The organism is Fulvivirga sp. (genome assembly GCF_040218215.1).
Taxonomy (GTDB): Bacteria; Bacteroidota; Bacteroidia; order Cytophagales; family Cyclobacteriaceae; genus Fulvivirga.
On the sequence record NZ_JAVJQL010000028.1, the window covers coordinates 130291 to 149086 of the forward strand.

General features: G+C 38.5%; 13 protein-coding genes. 6 read left to right on the forward strand and 7 right to left on the reverse strand.

What is annotated here, in order from left to right:
- Positions 1 to 110 precede the first annotated feature (110 nt).
- From RIB54_RS18940 to RIB54_RS18970, 7 genes are all read right to left on the reverse strand, one after another.
- A complete protein-coding gene (locus RIB54_RS18940) occupies positions 111 to 2546 on the reverse strand; it encodes a leucine-rich repeat domain-containing protein (RefSeq protein WP_350102355.1) in 2436 nt (811 codons plus the stop codon).
- A complete protein-coding gene (locus RIB54_RS18945) occupies positions 2536 to 3369 on the reverse strand; it encodes a hypothetical protein (protein ID WP_350102356.1) in 834 nt (277 codons plus the stop codon). The genes RIB54_RS18940 and RIB54_RS18945 overlap by 11 nt, the downstream gene beginning before the upstream one ends.
- Positions 3366 to 3896 carry a hypothetical protein gene (locus RIB54_RS18950; protein WP_350103005.1) on the reverse strand — a complete coding sequence of 177 codons (531 nt, stop codon included), beginning with the start codon at positions 3894 to 3896 and terminating at the stop codon, positions 3366 to 3368. Before RIB54_RS18950 ends, RIB54_RS18945 begins: the two co-directional genes overlap by 4 nt.
- A 63-nt stretch (positions 3897 to 3959) precedes the next feature.
- Positions 3960 to 4433, reverse strand: a complete 474-nt coding sequence (locus RIB54_RS18955) for a nucleoid-structuring protein H-NS (protein WP_350102358.1) — start codon at positions 4431 to 4433, stop codon at positions 3960 to 3962.
- A 125-nt stretch (positions 4434 to 4558) separates the two neighbouring features.
- Positions 4559 to 5461 carry a Cbp1 family collagen-binding glycoprotein adhesin gene (locus RIB54_RS18960; RefSeq protein WP_350102360.1) on the reverse strand — a complete coding sequence of 301 codons (903 nt, stop codon included), beginning with the start codon at positions 5459 to 5461 and terminating at the stop codon, positions 4559 to 4561.
- Between the two features lie 68 nt (positions 5462 to 5529).
- A complete protein-coding gene (locus RIB54_RS18965) occupies positions 5530 to 5961 on the reverse strand; it encodes a response regulator (RefSeq protein WP_350102361.1) in 432 nt (143 codons plus the stop codon).
- A 341-nt stretch (positions 5962 to 6302) separates the two neighbouring features.
- Complete coding sequence (locus RIB54_RS18970) at positions 6303 to 6995, reverse strand: NUDIX hydrolase (RefSeq protein ID WP_350102362.1); 693 nt, start codon at positions 6993 to 6995, stop codon at positions 6303 to 6305.
- Positions 6996 to 7068: 73 nt separating this feature from the next.
- Here RIB54_RS18970 and galK point away from each other — a divergent pair, with 73 nt between their 5' ends.
- From galK to lacZ, 6 genes are read left to right on the forward strand one after another with little or no spacing between them, the layout of a single operon-like run.
- Complete coding sequence (gene galK / locus RIB54_RS18975; protein WP_350102363.1) at positions 7069 to 8232, forward strand: galactokinase; 1164 nt, start codon at positions 7069 to 7071, stop codon at positions 8230 to 8232.
- Positions 8233 to 8277: 45 nt separating this feature from the next.
- The gene (locus tag RIB54_RS18980) at positions 8278 to 9960 is read left to right on the forward strand and encodes a sodium/sugar symporter (protein ID WP_350102364.1); all 1683 of its coding nucleotides are present in this window, start codon (positions 8278 to 8280) and stop codon (positions 9958 to 9960) included.
- 19 nt (positions 9961 to 9979) lie between these two features.
- A complete protein-coding gene (locus RIB54_RS18985) occupies positions 9980 to 11026 on the forward strand; it encodes a UDP-glucose--hexose-1-phosphate uridylyltransferase (protein ID WP_350102365.1) in 1047 nt (348 codons plus the stop codon).
- 7 nt (positions 11027 to 11033) lie between these two features.
- Entirely contained in the window at positions 11034 to 13628 is a 2595-nt protein-coding gene (locus RIB54_RS18990; protein WP_350102366.1) for a beta-mannosidase, read from the forward strand.
- 12 nt (positions 13629 to 13640) lie between these two features.
- Positions 13641 to 15599: a glycoside hydrolase family 97 protein gene (locus RIB54_RS18995; protein WP_350102368.1), complete on the forward strand. Its 1959-nt coding sequence runs from the start codon at positions 13641 to 13643 to the stop codon at positions 15597 to 15599.
- 18 nt (positions 15600 to 15617) lie between these two features.
- A complete protein-coding gene (gene lacZ / locus RIB54_RS19000) occupies positions 15618 to 18764 on the forward strand; it encodes a beta-galactosidase, LacZ type (protein WP_350102370.1) in 3147 nt (1048 codons plus the stop codon).
- Positions 18765 to 18796: the final 32 nt, after the last annotated feature.

Here is an 18796-nt window from a genome sequence, read left to right on the forward strand (position 1 = left end):
TAAAATTTAATTATACTATATCTAGAAGTGAATTTTTTACACTTCTGATTATCAATTGATTAGAACAAAATATTACAATTTAGCTTTTCGCTGTAAACGAGAGTTTGCATTCAATAATATAGAATATTGCAATCTGGATTGTTCGACCTGAATTCTTCAATATCATTACTTCTAACACGAGTACTGAAGCACTTTAAAAGTTTCAAGTTGGAATAATAAACAGGATCAAGGTGCTTAACCCTGGTATTGGAACAATTTAGTGTTTCCAGATATTGTAAAGTTTCAAGTCCATCAAGTCTTTTTATTTGTGTTCCAGAGCAATCAAAATAAACGAGGTTTTTATGACTTTCTATACCCTCCAGCTTTCTAACCAATGTGTTTGAAATATTAAGCATTCTTAATTCTTTCAAATCTGAAATTGGAGAAATATCTTCAATGGGATTTTGACTAATATTGAGCTGCTCAAGGTAAAAATGTCTCGCCAATGGGGTAATATCAGAAACCGCTGTTTCACTAAAATTCAGATTTCTAAGCCTGATCAATCCAGATAAATGACTTAACGAACTAACATTTTCTCGTTCAAACTGTATCTCTTCAAGCTGACTCAGCTTATGCAACGCTACTTTATCCAGAGCATCAGGCAAGGGCATATTTTGTCGATATATTCCCTTCCACAGGTCGGGCAATGACTCCCACCATTTTGCCAAATCCTGACTTTTATACACAACAGTAGCCTTAGGATGCGATCTTAAAAAATCTATGGCTTCTGTATCCCAAACCTTGCTTGAGTCAGCAAATACTATTTCAATATTCTCTGAATTAGACAATGGATTTAAGCTTTCAATACCAGTGAAATTGGCCTCAACAATTTTCAATTGCTTGAGATCAGACAAGGGTTCTAAATCGGCTACAGCAGTATTGCTAAATACCAGATGCTTTAAAGCTTTGAGCTCGCTCACTTCTCTCAACTCTTTCACGGAAGTGCCTTTAATATTTAAATAGGTAAGTAGAGGCATCCGTGTTAAATTAGCCAATGAGTATATGGATTTAATACCACTGATGTTCAATGAGTCAATCAGCGCAACCCGCGCCAAGTTTTCATCAGTAGGATTATCACCCACTTTCACCACTTTCTTAATTACATTTCGCCAATCATCTTCAAGTTCTATCCACCATGTTTTTAGGTTTTTAGACTCATAAATTACCAGTGTTTGTGGATTGGCTTTCATATAAGCTTCAGCCTGCTCCTTGCTCACCAATGTGTTGTCACAATACACCTTTTCAAGTTTATCCAGACTGTTTAAATCCTGCAGTGCGTTCGCGCTGGTATTGCTAATATTCAATATTTCCAGATTTTGAAGCTCCCTCAAAGGTTGAATTGAAATAATGCCGGTACCATCCAAATACAACTCCCTTATATTAGTACATTGAGACAAACTACCGATAGCACTCACTTTGGAAGATGACGCATACAACAGCTCCAGTTTTTCCATACCCGATAAAGGAGAAAGGTCATTAATAGAAGTATTTGAAAAATCAAGGGACTGAATATTCGTTAGCGAAGAAAGTGGAGCCAATGTCTTAATAAATGAACCACTTATATTAAGACTCTTAAGGTTCTTATAGCCACTTAAAACACTTATATCATCTACAGCTGTAGCGTTTAGAGTAAGCGTCTCAATTCCTGTAGCATATTTGAGAGCGTCTATATGGGTAACTAATGTATTATTTAACCTTAAGGTTTTTAAGTTATTCAGATTCCTTAGCGGAGTAATATCGCTGATCATGGTATATGATAAATCCAGAGATTGCAACTGTCTAAATTCATCCAAAGGATCGATATCCTGAAGCAATTGGTTTTCAGATAAATCCAAGCTGCTGGCCTCCAGCATTTTCTTCAACGCTTCAGAACCCGGCTCATCAGAAACTATATTGAATTTCTCCTTAAATATAGATTTCCACCCAAAGGAAAGATTGGCCCACCATTCTTTAAGGTATTTAGAGCGGTCAAATTCATTAGTATAGATACTTACAATCTTTAGATCTTTGATCTCCGGATTGTAGTTCAGCTCAACGAATCTGGGTTTCGAATTTTTAACAGAATCTCCTTCATGGTTCAACCCTTTAAGTGTACGTACAAGCTCTACTTTGAAAAACAGGTTGCCTCCGGCATTGAGTTTATTTGAGATATTATTGATCTCCAGATCAAATTGAACCCCCTCAAAAAAGAAATCTACGTCCTTAAAGTAGGCGCTTACATTTTTGTTAGTAATCACATCCCGGTTTTCATCAAGGTCATCTTCAATCTGCACTTCATCGTCCCTGAATATTTTCCTAAAGCTTTGGGTGATGATTACTTCCTTGTCCCTTGCTGAAGTAGCCGAACTGCCCACAGTATTGAGCATATATTCTAAAAAAGAAACCATATCCGTTACATCCTTTTCGTAAGACGCAATTTCCTCTTCACTAAATTCTGTCTGCGAATGAGCGGGTATGGCCAGCAACAAAAGTAACCATACTGCCAATACTTTAAGCTTATTTCTCATGCATAATGTGGCTCTTAAGCAAGCCCTTTTCTTCATTATTTACTTTTACCAAATCTGATATTAACCACCCTCTGTTATAACCGGGCCTATTAAATTCAGACAGTTCAAGGTACCAGCCGTCCAATTGAAAGAGGTGAAAGTTAAGTGAGGTCACGGTCTGAAATTTTAGATTCCCATTTTTAATCTCATATATAAAAATTGAGATTAAGTCTGAGCGATAATCTTTATTAGTATAAGCAGCCACCTCTTCTGTATGGCCAAATGCCTTATGCAAATTCATAAAATCAAGCTCATGACTCATAGGATGAAGGAAATTGGTAGTCTGAGAGGTGTCACGCTCAAAATACTTTGCCAGATAGGGTGAATACACATTATAAATAACCCACTTTGAACCATCATTCTGCTTCTCCAGCTGGAGATAAAGCGTAAATGGCTGTGCTTTACCCTTTAGCATAAAAACCGTATTTACCTCGGCAAACCAATTGGCATCATGAAAATTAAGAAAAGCCGGATCCTTTTTATCCAGTACCTGATCAGCAAATTCAACTTTTAAATCCCGTGACAGACTGGCGTTTTCCTTGTCAAATAAAACGGGGAGATATTTCTTTCTCAGGTTTACACTTCTGTATTCTTTGTCCTTCTCATAATAACGGTTCCCTTTTTCATCTTCCTCGCCATTGAACCTTCTGAAAAACTGATTTAGTTGCTTAGTTTCAGCATAGAGCTTACTTTCATCATCACTTTCACTCACAAGCTGAGCTTGTGAGTGAAATGATGTTAGCAACAAACCTGTAGTAATTGCTAATAAAACTAATGATCTCATGCAGTGGTTTCGGTCACTTTAATATCACCAAGCATTACATCCCAAAACTCAATGACTTTGCCCGCTATTTGGGTTTGCTTTTTCTCTACATAAATGGTGATGTCCTTTTTGGTAGTATCCTTATAGACCATTTCGTCCCCGTTGGAGCCTTCAAATTTTTGATATACTGTAACAACACCAACATACTTGCCATCAGGTTGCTTTTCCAAATCGCTGATGTAATGGATATTGTACCACTCGATTTTTACCTTTTCGTAATTAAGTGCCATCAGGCGCTCAAAGTATTTTCTCACCACATAGTACTCCACCGTATTTGAAGTAAGTGAAGAAACGCCCATTTCACTACCTGGTGCAAACAGCTCTTCTGCCCTGTCCATCACCCGGTTAGCTTCGGTGTATTGGGTTTTCTTATCACCTATTATAGCAATGTACTTGCTTAAATCCCTAACCTTTTCTAATGCCAATGAGTCAATGGCTTGCTTTCGCGATGGGCTAATATCCTTGCTTTGTCCATTTACTGAACCCATCGAAATGACAGAAAAGAGAATTGCTATACAGAATGTCGGTTTTATGATTGTATTTTTCATATGTTATTTACTTCTAATTAATTCAAGTGATTTGATTTTCCCATTGCTATCCAGTTCCATAGCCTCAATTCGGTTAATGTTCTTTTTCTGATCTTTCAGGTAGTTGAGATAATCCTTTATTACAGTTGGTTTGTCATAGTCTGCAACATCACCATCCCTGTGAATAACAATAAGAACTGGTACTGAAGATGTGCTAAATAATGCCAAAGCTTCATTTATACTATTATTGGCAGAAGTGGTACTACTGGCATTAGCTATAGCATTGAAATAATTAGTAAGTGTAAGTTGCCTTTCAGCCATGGTCACCTCTGTTTTAGCTGGTTTAACAGGCTCTTTTATTTCTCCTTTTATAGGTTTTTCAGTTACGGTTGCTGTCTCCTGCTGAGTATCTTTATTCGAAAGGTCTGTAACTTTTTTATTGCTTTTACACGATGCTATAAGCAATACGGCTAGCAAAATTGTGGCGGTTTTTTTCATAATTTATTGGTGTAGGTTTTTGGTTTTATAGACTTGAATAAAAATCAGAAAAGCTGTATCAATCAATATAACTTTAAACGTCTATCGATCTTAATCGATACAGCCTTTCTGTAAATTAATTTTGCTTAGTTCACCATAAGCACCAGGTATTTGGAAGATGCCCAAAATTCATCTGGATTTAGGATGTGGAGCTGTGCAGTTTTCGCAACATCGTCCATTGCTAATTGATACGAACCTTTTGGATGAGTCGTAACCAATTCAGCCTTTTCTGAAGCTAATGGTATTATTGTCACATCTTTGATATCAATTTTGTTAAATGCTTCTTGATTGAAGTCATCATTAAGTTTTTCGGTACTACCGATGCCCAATATACCTCCTTCTTTATTGATTACTTTGTTTTCCTTCAAATCTTTATAAGTACCAACAGCTACATAGGCAGTATTAAGGGCGTTTTCCTTGTCAGCTATAATACTGGTTTGAGCATCTATAACCTTACGCTGTATAGCTGTTTTATTTTCCAGGGTATCCACTGAAGTCTCAAGTTGCACAACGGTCTGTGCAAGTTGTTTTTTCTCAATATTCAGCTGCTCAAGGTCTGTTTTTAAAGTCACAATTTCTGAGTCCTTCTCTTTCACCCTTCTATTAAGACTAGCTACCATTTTTCTAAACTCACTGTCTGTACTTTCCAGCTCATTTTGAAGTTGACTTATCTTCTGTTTGTTTTCCAACATCAAACCATTAATAGCCTGAATGTCCTCAACAATAGCGGTTTTCGCATCCTTACGATCTTCAACATTGTCTGAAGTTTTTAAATTTATTTTCTCTTCCCTTTCTTTAATTTCAGCCAGGTTAGATTCTATATCATTAAAAGTTTTCATGTAAGTCTCAAGCTGAGTATTTAAGTCAGCTGTCTCTGAGGACAACTGCTGATTTTCTTCAGAAAGCTGATCTACTTTCTCTTGGTTACATGATACTAAAGCCACCATTACAATAATCATTACCGAAAAATTCTGTCTTAACGTTTTCATGGTTTTAAAATTTAGTTGAAATAATTGGTGCAATTTAATCATCTATGAAGGCACCCGGCTTCATAGAATCAGGCTGCAGCTTTCTGCAGCTTTCTTTTTACTATTTTGTCCAAAGTGAGAGCAAGTCTGAAAAAGACATGCTCGCCTTTGGTTATATAATCGTATATGCCGCTTCTTATTAATTTGGATGCCATTAACTTGTCAGGAATGGCAGACATAACTATGACCTTACACTCCTTACAATACAGGTTAATAGCCCTTATCAGGTAAGTGCCTGGAAACAGTACCTCACCGAAATCATTTTCCAGATAATAGTCCATTACCACTACATCCATGTCTTTATCTAACTTTTCCAGAAAGTCTTGAGCATTAGTGGAAGTAACTATGCTAAAGTCCAGATTTGGATAAACAGCCGCTATAAACTCCTCAAGGTTTTGTTGAAGCTCCTGTACGAAGTATATGTCATCTTCAACAACCAGTATTTTAAGTTTGTCTCTCATAGTTAAGTTGATCTTAATCAAAAATTTTCCTCATCATTTCGGGCTTACCCGTTAAGTTTACAAACGCAGCTATATTTTAAACGGCAGCATTATAAAGGTGCATTTCAGCACATTTACTTGTTTGAATGATCAGCCAACTTAAGACGTGAAGTACACTTTTAACTATTGACATACTATATGGTTTGCTCTTTATGAACACCTTTATTAACGATATGACATGTCCGTTGTTGTAGCTCAGTCAACAGTATGCTTATATTCTAGTTGAAAGGACCTTACATCGGATAAACTGTTTGAGCATCAATGAATTGAAGCGTTTTAATTAATAGCTAGCCATTTGAATTTCAAACCAATTCCAAATGATACCCTTTGCTCATTAACTCATGGTACTTCTCCTGATTGAATTGGTAGAGAAAAGCCCCTTTTTTCGAGCCTGACTTATCTTTCTCGTTCAATCGTTGAAGCAAGTCTGTAGAAAGTATTTTTTTTCTGAAGTTTCTATCATCCAATTGATTGCCATAAATGGCTTCGTATAAGTGAAGTAGTTGTGGTAGCGTGAATTTTTGTGGTAGCAACTCAAAGCCAAGTGGAGTGTTTTTGGCCTTAGACAAAAGATATTCACGCCCAAATTTTATCATCTCACCATGATCCAAGACCATTTTTGGCAGGTCTTCTATCGAAAACCACCTGGCTCCATGTTTATTTACAATACCCTTATGTATATCATCAAGCTTAATTAGGCTCCAGTACAATATGGATATTACCCTGCCTGCCGGGTCCCTGTTTGTATTACCATAAACACTGATCTGCTCAAGAAATACATCATTTAGCCCTGTATACTTCTCTAAAACTCTTTTGGCGGCATCATCAATACCCTCCTCTTCATTGATAAACTCCCCAATGAGCGACCATTGACCCGCTAAAGGGTCTATCTGTCGCTTAAAACTGAGAACGTTAATAGATTTTGTCTCTACATCATATCCCAACACCAGACAATCGACTGCAACCCAGGCTTTTTTACTTTCATCATAGGCCATATTCAAAAATACAAAATAAACGTTATTATTACGTTTATAAATATTTATATTAGTCTGACAGTAGTTACTCTAAATGCAAAATCTAGTCGATAAGGTTGTAGAAGTATTCAATACTCAATTTGGGAAAGAGGCATTAGTAGTTTCTGCCCCAGGTCGTATAAATATTATTGGCGAACATACAGACTACAATATGGGTTTTGTATTTCCTGCCGCTATAAGTGAGTCCATTTATTTTGCCATGGGACCATCAAATTCTTTAACAGGATGTACTTGTATTTCAATTGACGAAAATGAGTCTTTTACCTTCGACCTTAATGATATTGAGGCCATTCCATCCCCTACATGGAAAAACTATGTGCTAGGTGTAGCGGCAGAGCTACAAAATGCAGGCAAGACTATCGAAGGTTTTAACCTTGCGTTTTCTGGTAACATTCCGGTCGGCTCTGGCATGTCTTCTTCGGCAGCTCTTGAATGTGGCCTATGCTTCGGGCTAAATGAGTTATATAATCTAGGTTTAAGCAGAAAGGAAATGGCACTAATAAGCCAGGCGGCTGAGCACAATTATGCCGGAGTGAAATGTGGTATAATGGACCAATTCTCAAGCTTAATGGGTAAAAAAGATCAGGCCTTTATTCTTGACTGTCGGAATCTTGAATTAACCTATGTGAAAGTAAATCTGCAGAACTACTCGCTGGTGCTTTGCAATTCCAATGTGAGCCATTCTTTAGTTACTTCTGCCTACAATGAACGAAGACAGCAGTGCGAGGAAGGTGTTGCTCTGGTAAAAACAAAATACCCCAATGTCCAATCTTTGAGAGATATCAATATGGATATGCTCAATGAGTTTGAACCCGTTTTAAATGATACAGTATACAAACGCTGCAAATTTATTATAGAAGAAAACCAGAGGGTATTGGATATGGGTACAGCCTTCGAAAAAAATGATTTGCAAACTATCGGTAACCTGCTTAACAAAGCTCATTATGGCTTGAGATATGAATTTGAAATAACTTGTGAGCAAACCGATTTTCTGGCTGATCAATTTTTAGATAATAAATTCACCCTTGGTGCGAGGCAAATGGGTGGTGGTTTTGGAGGTTGTATTATAGCTGTGGTTGAAACTGAAAAATTAAATGACGTAATTAAGGAAGTTTCTTCGGCCTATGCCATGAAATATAAGGAAGCCACTTTTTTACCCATAGAAATATCTAATGGTTGCCAGTTAGTAAATAATTAAAATGTTGAACCTGTCACTTTAAATAATGCCTAAACAAACCGAAATATGAAATTCGCATTTCTGGACTACTTTGTATTTATAAGCTATGCTATCATAATAGTTGGCCTGGGCCTTTGGGTTTCAAGAAAGAAAAAAGGAGAGGAAAGAAGTACAGAAGATTACTTTCTAGCAGGTAAGTCATTGCCCTGGTGGGCCATTGGCGCATCGCTTATTGCGGCCAATATATCGGCTGAGCAGTTCATTGGCATGTCAGGTTCAGGGTTTGCTATTGGGCTGGCTATTGCCTCCTACGAATGGATGGCAGCTATTACTTTATTGATAGTTGGCAAATATTTCCTGCCCATATTTATAAAAAAGGGCCTGTACACCATCCCTGAATTTATTGAAAAAAGATTCAGCAAAGAGCTAAAAACCATCCTTGCCATATTCTGGATTGCGCTATTCATATTTGTCAACCTCACTTCAGTGCTCTATCTGGGCGCCAAGGCATTAGATACTATTTTAGGAACCGGAGATGGAAGTTTACTAATTATTAGCATTATATGCCTAGCGGTATTTGCTGCCGGTTATTCTCTATGGGGCGGGCTATCTGCCGTAGCATGGACTGATGTAGTTCAGGTGGTATTGTTGATTGCCGGGGGATTAGTCACAACTTTTATAGCCCTTGATGCAGTAGCTCCTGAAGGAGGTATTATCAACGGACTCAAACATATTTATGCCGTTGTACCAGAGAAGTTTTCAATGATCCTCTCAAAAGGTGAAATAATCAAACCCGATGGTGGTGATGCGTGGTTTGATCTACCGGGCTTGTCCGTAGTTATTGGTGGTCTTTGGGTGGCTAACTTATACTACTGGGGATTTAACCAATATATCATCCAGCGTACGCTGGCGGCCAAAAGCCTTGCAGAATCTCAAAAAGGAATAGCCTTTGCTGCCTTTCTGAAACTAATCATTCCGTTTATTGTAGTTGTACCAGGCATTGTAGCCTATGTGCTTAATGCACCTGGAGGGGATTTGGAAATGGCGAATATGGCACCCGGTTTTATAGCTGAAGATGGCTCTGTGGCCAATGATAATGCTGCACCATGGCTCATAAATACAATGGTACCAGCCGGATTAAAAGGGCTGGTTGTTGCAGCTCTTGCCGCGGCTATAGTTTCATCATTAGCTTCCATGCTAAACTCCACCTCTACGATTTTCACCATGGACATTTTCAAACCTTATATCAAGCCTGATGCTACCCAAAAACAAATGGTGACTACTGGCAGAGTTACTGGTGTGGTAGCGCTCATAATAGCCTTGTTTATAGCTCCACAACTAGGGAACCTCAGCCAGGCGTTCCAATTCATTCAAGAATACACTGGGGTGGTTAGCCCAGGTATTTTGGCAGTTTTTCTAGCTGGTTTGTTTTGGAAAAAAGCAACTAACAAAGGAGCCATTATCGGAGTACTTCTTTCCATCCCTATTGCAATGTATTTTAAAATAGGTCCTAATGGCTGGTCTGATGCTGCCATTTTTGTAAGCCTTCCTTTCATGAATCAAATGATGATTACATGCATTCTTTCGTTTCTGGTAATTGTGCTGGTTAGTCATTTCCAAAATAATGATAAGGAAGATGAGAAGGCCATTAAGCTATCAGAAGGTTTATTTGCTACACCCAGGGCATTTAATATCAGTGCCTTTGTAATCATGATTATATGCACATTTCTTTATGCGTTCTTCTGGTAAACCTATAAAATGAAAGATTATGTTTTCCATCGATAATCATTCGCACAGACGCTACAATATACTCACCGGAGATTGGGTGCAGGTTTCACCTCATAGGGCCAAAAGACCATGGCAAGGCCAGAAGGAAACTGCAGATTTATCAGAATCAAAAACCTATGATAAAACATGCTATTTATGCCCGGGGAACCAGCGTGCCAATGGGGAAACCAATCCTGATTATCAAAATGTTTTCTCATTTGAAAATGACTTTGCCGCATTGCAACCTGAAGTGCCTTCTGCGGTAGAAGACAGCGGTTTTTTTCAATATAAAAGTGAAAGAGGTATCTGCAAGGTTATCTGCTTCAGTCCAAGGCACAATCTTACAATTCCAGAAATGAGAATTTCGGAAATTGAAAAGGTAGTAAAGCTATGGGTTCAGGAATGCGAGGAATTAGGAAAGAAGGAGTTTATCAACCACATACAAATATTTGAAAATAAAGGCAGCATTATGGGCTGTTCAAATCCACACCCGCATGGACAGATCTGGGCTCAGGAAAGTATTCCTGATGAACCTGCCAAGAAAAGCTCCAATCAAGCGGATTACTTTTTAAAACATAAATCAACATTGCTTGGTGACTACTTAAAAGCTGAGGGTCAGGAAGAAATCCGAGTACTGTACCAAAATGATCAGTTTACTATTGTTGTGCCTTTTTGGGCGATATGGCCTTTCGAAGCCATGATAATCCCTAACAGGCCAATGCAACGGATTACAGAAATGAACCAGGAGGAGCAAAAAGCATTTGCCTGTGCTTATAAGTGGCTCACCATACGGTATGACAACCTGTTTGAGACTTCATTTCCTTATTCAGCAGGTATTCATCAGGCTCCTTTTGATGGAAAGGACCATCCGCATTGGCATTGGCATATGACATTCTACCCACCCTTACTCAGGTCAGCAACTGTCAAAAAATTTATGGTGGGTTATGAAATGCTAGCTAATCCCCAACGCGACATTACCCCAGAACAAGCCGCTGATCGGCTAAAAAATTTATCAAGCACCCATTATAAGCTATCTGCTTCTAAATAAAGATATTATGCATAAAACCAATACCTCACTCAACCCGCTGTTTCTTATTCTCATTTTAATTTCCTTTTTAAGCTGTGGAAATCAGTCTGATTCTATGTCAGTTTCTGAAATGAAACTAGAGGAAAACTGGAGTTTTAAAAGCACCAATGACATAGAGTGGAATGAGGCCACAGTACCAGGGACTGTTCATACAGACCTTATTGATCTTGGGACAATAGAAGATCCTTTCTACAGGTTGAACGAGCATAATTTGCAATGGATTGATAAAGAGGACTGGGAATATAAAACAAGCTTTGATGTTTCAGGAGCCACACTTTCAGATCAAAATATAGAATTAGACTTTGCTGGTCTTGATACCTATGCCAGCGTCTACCTAAACGATTCTCTAATTCTGCAAACAGATAATATGTTTAGAAACTATGCAGTTGAGGTGAAGCGGTTACTGAAAGCAGGAGAAAACAAACTTAGAGTACTGTTAGAGTCACCAATTAAAAAAGGAATAGAAAAGTATGATGCCACACCATTTCAGATACCGGTTTCAGACAATGACCTGTCGAAAATTGGAAAGGTTGAAGGTGAAAAGAAGGTAAGTGTTTTCACAAGAAAAGCAGGCTATCATTTTGGCTGGGACTGGGGACCCAGATTGGTAACTTCAGGAATCTGGAGACCTATTACATTAAGAAGTTGGAGCAACCATAAAATTGAAGATTTATTCATTCAGCAAAATTCAATAGATAAGAAAGCAAGCCTTACTGCATTTATTGAAGTAATGTCTAACAAGGATGATGAAGGTGCGCAAGTAGAAATAGATGTTAATGGAACGCCCTTCAAAACAGCAGAAGTCAAACTCACAAAAGGCCAAAACACGCTAAACATTCCTTTCGAGATAGAAAATCCTGAGTTATGGTGGCCCAATGGTATGGGTGAGCAGGTTTTATACAACGTAGAAGCCAAGGTAACTTCCAACTCCTACACAGATTCAAAATCCCATAAAATAGGCTTGAGAACTATAGAGTTGGTAAGACAACCTGATTCAATTGGAGCCTCATTCTATTTTAAAGTCAATGGCCATCCTGTGTTTATGAAAGGTGCCAACTATATTCCGCAGGACGTTTTTCTTACCAGAGCCAAAGAACCCCAGTACAAGCACATTTTATCTTCAGCAAAAGAAGCTAACATGAACATGATTAGAGTTTGGGGAGGTGGTATTTATGAAAATGATGAATTCTATCAGCTATGTGATGAAATGGGACTACTTGTATGGCAGGATTTTATGTTCGCCTGTGCTATGTTTCCAGGTGATGAAGCATTTCTCGAAAATGTAAGGCAAGAAGCTATTGATAATGTTAAAAGGTTGAGGAATCACACCTCGATTGCTTTATGGTGCGGAAATAATGAAAACCTATCTGCATGGGAAAACTGGGGATGGAAAGACAATGTTACTAAGGAGCAATCAAAGGAAGTAGCTGATACCATTTGGAAGGCCTATGATGATGTCTTCCATAAGATACTTCCCGAAGTCGTTACAAAATATGATAATAGCCGAGCCTATTGGCCATCATCTCCTGGCAGTGATTTTGGAGAAAAGGAGTCGCATGAAAAAGGCGATGCGCACTACTGGATGGTTTGGTGGGGCAAAGAGCCTTTTGATAATTATAATAAGGCTATTCCACGGTTCATGTCAGAATATGGCTTCCAATCATTTCCAGAGTTTGCCAGCGTAAAAAAGTATACCGCCCCGGAGGATCATGACATTTATTCTGAGGTGATGAAGTCGCACCAGCGCTCCAGCATTGGCAATAATACCATAGAGGAATATATGCTTAGGCACTATAAAAAGCCTGAAGATTTTGAAAGCTTTTTATATGTAAGTCAGCTTCTTCAAAGCCATGGAATAAAGATTGGCATTGAGGCGCACAGAAGAAATAGAGACCGCTGCATGGGAAGCCTTTACTGGCAGATAAATGACTGCTGGCCGGTGGCATCATGGTCCAGTATCGACTATTATGGTAAGTGGAAAGCCTTACACTATAGTGCTAAAAAGTCATTCAAAACCTTTTTGATTAGTCATGAAAACACAGAAGATAATATTGACCTGTTTGTTATTTCAGATTCGTTAAAGAATATAAATGCTAAGCTCAAAGTAAGCCTTATTGACTTTGAAGGAAATGAATTGCATCAATGGGAAGAGGATATTACTATTGAAGCCAACAATTCCAATAAGTACCTGACCTTATCTAAGAGAGAATTGGGTAGAAAAAGTAAGGATGTGCTGTTAAGCGTACAGCTGCTATTAGGAGATAAAGTAATTGCTGACAATATTATTTATCTGGCCTCCTTTAAAGAACTGAACTTTCCATCTACAGAATTAACCTACTCGGTTAAGGAGAACAATGATACATTTGAGGTCATATTAAGAACCAACAAATTGGCCAAAGATGTTTTCATCTCTTCGGCTTCAGATCAGAATTTCTCTGACAATTATTTTGACATGCTTCCTAATGCAGAGAAAACGGTTAGTATCAGCAAAAACTCTTTAGACCTTGAGTCATTTAAAGAATCGCTTAAGGTCGTAACACTGGTTGATAGTTATGAAAAATAAAAAACCAATACCATGAAAAGAATCATTACCTTATTATCAGTCTCGCTTTTAATTATAGGGCAGGTTTTTGCGCAAAATTTCGAGCTTAACTCACCTGATAAACGCATACAAATTAAGGTGAATTGTGCTGACGACATTTCATGGTCAGCCACACTGGATGGCAATGTTATTATAGAGAAAGTCAGAATGGGAATGGACTTTTCAACAGGAGTTGATTTTGGCGTTGATCCTAAAGTTAAAAAGCATTCTATCAATAATTTTTCTTCAATAATTCACCCCGTTGTTCCTCATAAGGATGCTGAGATAAAGGATGAATATTCAGAGCTCTCAATTGAATTTAAAGGAGGATACAAACTTAATTTCAGAGCCTATAATGAAGGAGTGGCATATCAGTTTATTGATGATGCCAAAAGCAGTCGTAATGTAGTATCAGAACAAGTTGCAATGACCTTCCCTGAAGGATCTCGTTCGCTTTTTCCGCAAGAAGAATCTATGTATTCACACAACGAAAGATTGTATCTGGATAAATCATTGACTGAAATATCAGATAAAGAATTTTGCAGCCTGCCAGTACTGTTTAGCACCGATAAAGGTAAAGTTCTATTTACTGAAACAGCACTTCACGATTACCCGGGAATGTTTATGAAAGGAAGCGGCAATGAAACTTTAAATGCCATATTTCCAAAATATGTACTTGAAGCAGTGCCTGCAGAGAATTCTCCAGATCGTAATCAAACCATAAACAAAGAGGCTGATTACATTGCGCAAGTTGAAGGCAAAAGAGCCTATCCATGGCGCGTTTTTATTATCAGTGATGATGACCGCACTTTCGTGGAAAGTAACCTCACTTACCAACTTGCTCAACCTACCCTTATCAAAAACATGGATTGGATCAAACCGGGTAAAGTAGCATGGGATTGGTACAATGCTAACAACATTTATGGTGTAGACTTTAAGTCAGGTCTTAATACGGCTACCTATAAATACTACATCGACTTCGCTGCCAAGAATAACATCGAATATGTGATTCTTGATGAAGGCTGGACCAAATCAACAACAGAAATTCTTGAGTACAGTCCAGATATTGACGTGCCTGAGCTAATAAAATATGGTAAGGAAAAGGGGGTAGAAATTATTCTTTGGGTATTATGGAAACCACTGGATGAAAACCTTACTGAGATTCTGGAAACCTATAAAAGCTGGGGAGTAAAAGGCATCAAAGTGGACTTTATGCAGCGCAATGATCAGTACATGGTGAGCTCCTATGAGCGCATAGCAAAAGAATGTGCCCGGCTGGAACTTCTAGTTGATTTCCATGGAGCTTTTAAGCCTTCAGGATTAAGAAGAAAATATCCCAATGTAATTAACTATGAAGGTGTAAAGGGCAGCGAAAACAACAAATGGAGTGCTGACATAACCCCTGAGCATAATGTAACTATACCTTTCATTCGTATGGCAGCCGGCCCAATGGACTATACGCCTGGTGCTATGGTTAACAAGCAATTAGACAATTATTCAATTAGTTTTGATCGACCGATGAGTCTTGGAACGCGTGCACATCAAGTGGCAATGTACGTGGTATATGAGGCTCCATTGCAGATGATGTGCGAGTCACCATCCAGGTATTACGAGGAACAAGAAACGGTTGATTTTATCACTCAAATCCCTACAACATGGGATGAGACCGTTGTCTTGGAAGGGTCTGTCGGCAACTATATAGCTGTGGCCCGAAGAAAAGCTGACAAATGGTATATTGGCGCTATGACAGACTGGGATGGCAGAGCCTTGGAACTTGACCTCTCATTTTTAGGTGATGGTGACTTTACCATGGAAGTATTTAAAGATGGCATAAATGCAGAAATGTTTGCCGAGGACTACAAAAAAGAGACATTAACTGTCCAGAAAGACACGAAGGTTAAAGCACACCTATCATCAGGAGGTGGATGGGCTGCTATTATTGAAAAAGAATAACACAAAAAACACAACCCAATGAAACTAACCTACCTAGTCATACCCCTGGCCGCTCTGCTCATGTTTTCTTGTGAAGAACAAGCACCGGAGAGACCTATTTACACCGCCAATGACTGGGAGAATCCTGAGTGGGAAAACCCAGAAATTTTTCAGATTAATCGGGAATATCCAACAGCTTCTTTTTACAGATATACTGATGCAGTTACGGCTGTTGAAAATGAAAGTTGGGAGAATTCGCCTTTGTATAAATCCTTAAACGGCACCTGGGATTTTTATTATGCTGACAGTGTGCAGGCCAGACCCACTGATTTTTACAAAGAGGGTTTTGACATGGCTGGTTGGGATAAAATAGAAGTGCCATCAAATTGGGAAATTAAAGGATATGGTATTCCTTTCTATACCAATATCACTTACATGTTTCCACCTAATCCGCCAGTGATTCCCCATGAGATGAACAACAATGGTAGTTATAAAAAGGCCTTTGAAATTTCTAAAGATTGGGACGGAAGAGACATCTATTTACATTTCGCTGGCGTGAGCGGTGCCATGTACGTTTGGCTTAATGGTAAAATGGTTGGCTATAATGAGGGCAGCAAAACCGCAGCAGAATTTAAGATTACAGATTTAGTGAAGACAGGCACCAATAATTTGGCCGTTCAGGTTATGCGCTGGTCGGATGCAAGTTATATCGAAGATCAGGATTTTTGGAGACTGAGTGGTATTGAACGTGATGTCTATGTTTATGCCACAAATAAAGTGACATTGAGGGATTTCAGGGTAACCTCAGATTTGGAAAATGACTTTAAAGATGGGGTGTTTAAAGTTTCCTTGAAAATTGACAACAATACTGGTGAATTAAAAAATGAAACTGTATCGGTAAAGCTCTTAGACGGAGACAAAGAAATATTCAGCGAAAATAAAACCGTTGACTTAAACCCAAAGAGAAATACGGTCGATTTCGAAAAGGGAATACCTGATATTAAGGTGTGGAGTGCAGAGCATCCCAACCTCTATACCTTATTAATAACAGCAAATGGTGAGTCAACGGCAGTAAAAGTTGGGTTTAGAAATATTGCCATCAAGAATAACCAGTTTTTGGTGAATGGTAATCCAATATTGATCAAAGGGGTGAACCTTCATGATCATAGCGATACTCAAGGTCATGTTGTTTCTGAAAATTTGGTGATGAAAGATTTGGAAGTGATGAAGCAGCATAATGTTAATGCCATCCGCTGCAGCCATTACCCAAAAGATCCTCAGTTCTATCGAATGACAGATAAATACGGCTTTTATGTCATTGATGAAGCCAATATAGAAACCCATGGCATGGGTGCTACTAATCAGGGGCTGGATAATAATAAGGAGAGGCAGGCAGTGCATCCTGCCTATTTGCCAACATGGAAGGCCGCTCATTTAGACAGAACCATAAGAATGTTTGAGCGTGATAAAAATCACCCTTCTATTGTGACATGGTCTTTAGGCAACGAAGCAGGCAATGGTGATAATTTTTTCGCCACTTATGATTGGTTAAAAAAGCAGGACAGCAGCAGACCAACTCAATATGAAGGTGCAACTAATTATACCAACAGCGATATTCAGGCACCCATGTATTGGTCTATTGAAAGCATGATTGAGTATGCAGAGAACAATCCTACACGTCCGCTAATTCAATGCGAATATGCTCATGCCATGGGCAATAGTGTTGGGAATTTGCAAGACTATTGGGATGTGATAGAGCAGTATGACATCATGCAAGGCGGGTTTATATGGGATTGGGTAGATCAGGGGCTGTTGACCAAAAATGAAAAAGGTGAAGTATTTTGGGCTTATGGTGGAGATTTGGGTGGTTATGATTTTCAGAATGATGACAACTTCTGCATCAATGGTTTGGTAAATCCAGACAGGACACCACATCCTTCTTTGTATGAAGTAAAAAAAGTATATCAACCGATTAAATTCAATTCATTCGATTTAAAAAGTGGAGAGATACAAGTAAAAAACATGTATGATTTTACTAACCTCAATGCATATGATTTCTCATGGGTGATCTTGGAAAATGGAATAAAAATGACGGAAGGTGTAATACCTGCGCTTGATATCGAGCCCTATCAGTCAAGAAAAGTGAAAATTGAATTGCCGAAATTAGACGACCAATCAGCTGAATATCACTTAAACATTTATGCTAAAAGCAAAATTGCGAACGATTTGGTGCCAACGGGTCACGTTATTGCCTATGAACAATTTCAACTGAACGAACCAAAAAGAAGTGCGACATTATCGGAGGCGAAAAATCCATTAGAAGTAGTTAATGATGATAAGTCATTTTTAATAGAAGGGGATGGATTTAAAATTGCATTCGATAAGGAAACCGGCTCATTGAGTACTTTGGATTATGGCCAAGATAATATGATTGTGGAAGGCATAAAGGCCAACTTTTGGAGAGCACCAATTGATAATGATTTTGGTTATAATATGCCTGAAAAATTAGGGGTTTGGAAGGACGCTTCTTCTCAACAAACCCTTATATCCATAGAACAGAAAGAAGCTGATGATGGACTGGTTTCCATTGAATCAATCTTTGAGTTAGGGTCTGTAAATGGCAAAGCGACCATCAACTATACAATTAATGATGTGGGGGAAGTAATGGTAAAAACGAAACTAGAGGGCATCGATTCCAGCCTTCCAGTGCTACCACGTTTTGGAAATAATTTTATCATCAGTAAGGAGTTTGACCAGGTTAAGTGGTTTGGAAGAGGGCCGCATGAAAACTATCAGGACAGAAATACTTCTGCTTTGGTTGGTCAATATGATGCTTCAGTTTCTGATTTATATTTTGCCTATCTAAGACCGCAGGAGAATGGCTACAGAACCGATACACGCTGGATTTCATTTACAAATTCATCAGGCCAAGGAATCAAAATAACGGCTTCAGAACATTTCAGCTTTAGTGCCCATCATCAGTATAATTCAGACTTTGACGCTGGAGAAAAGAAACAGCAGCGCCATACTACAGATATTATCAAACGTGATTTTGTCAATATCAATATTGATCAGGCACAAATGGGTGTAGGCGGTGATACAAGTTGGGGCAGAATGGCGCATGAAGAGTATCAAATACAGCCGGCTAATTTATCTTATAGCTATAAAATAGAACCGATTAAATGATACAGATGAAATTGGTTAGGTTAGTGAAAAAC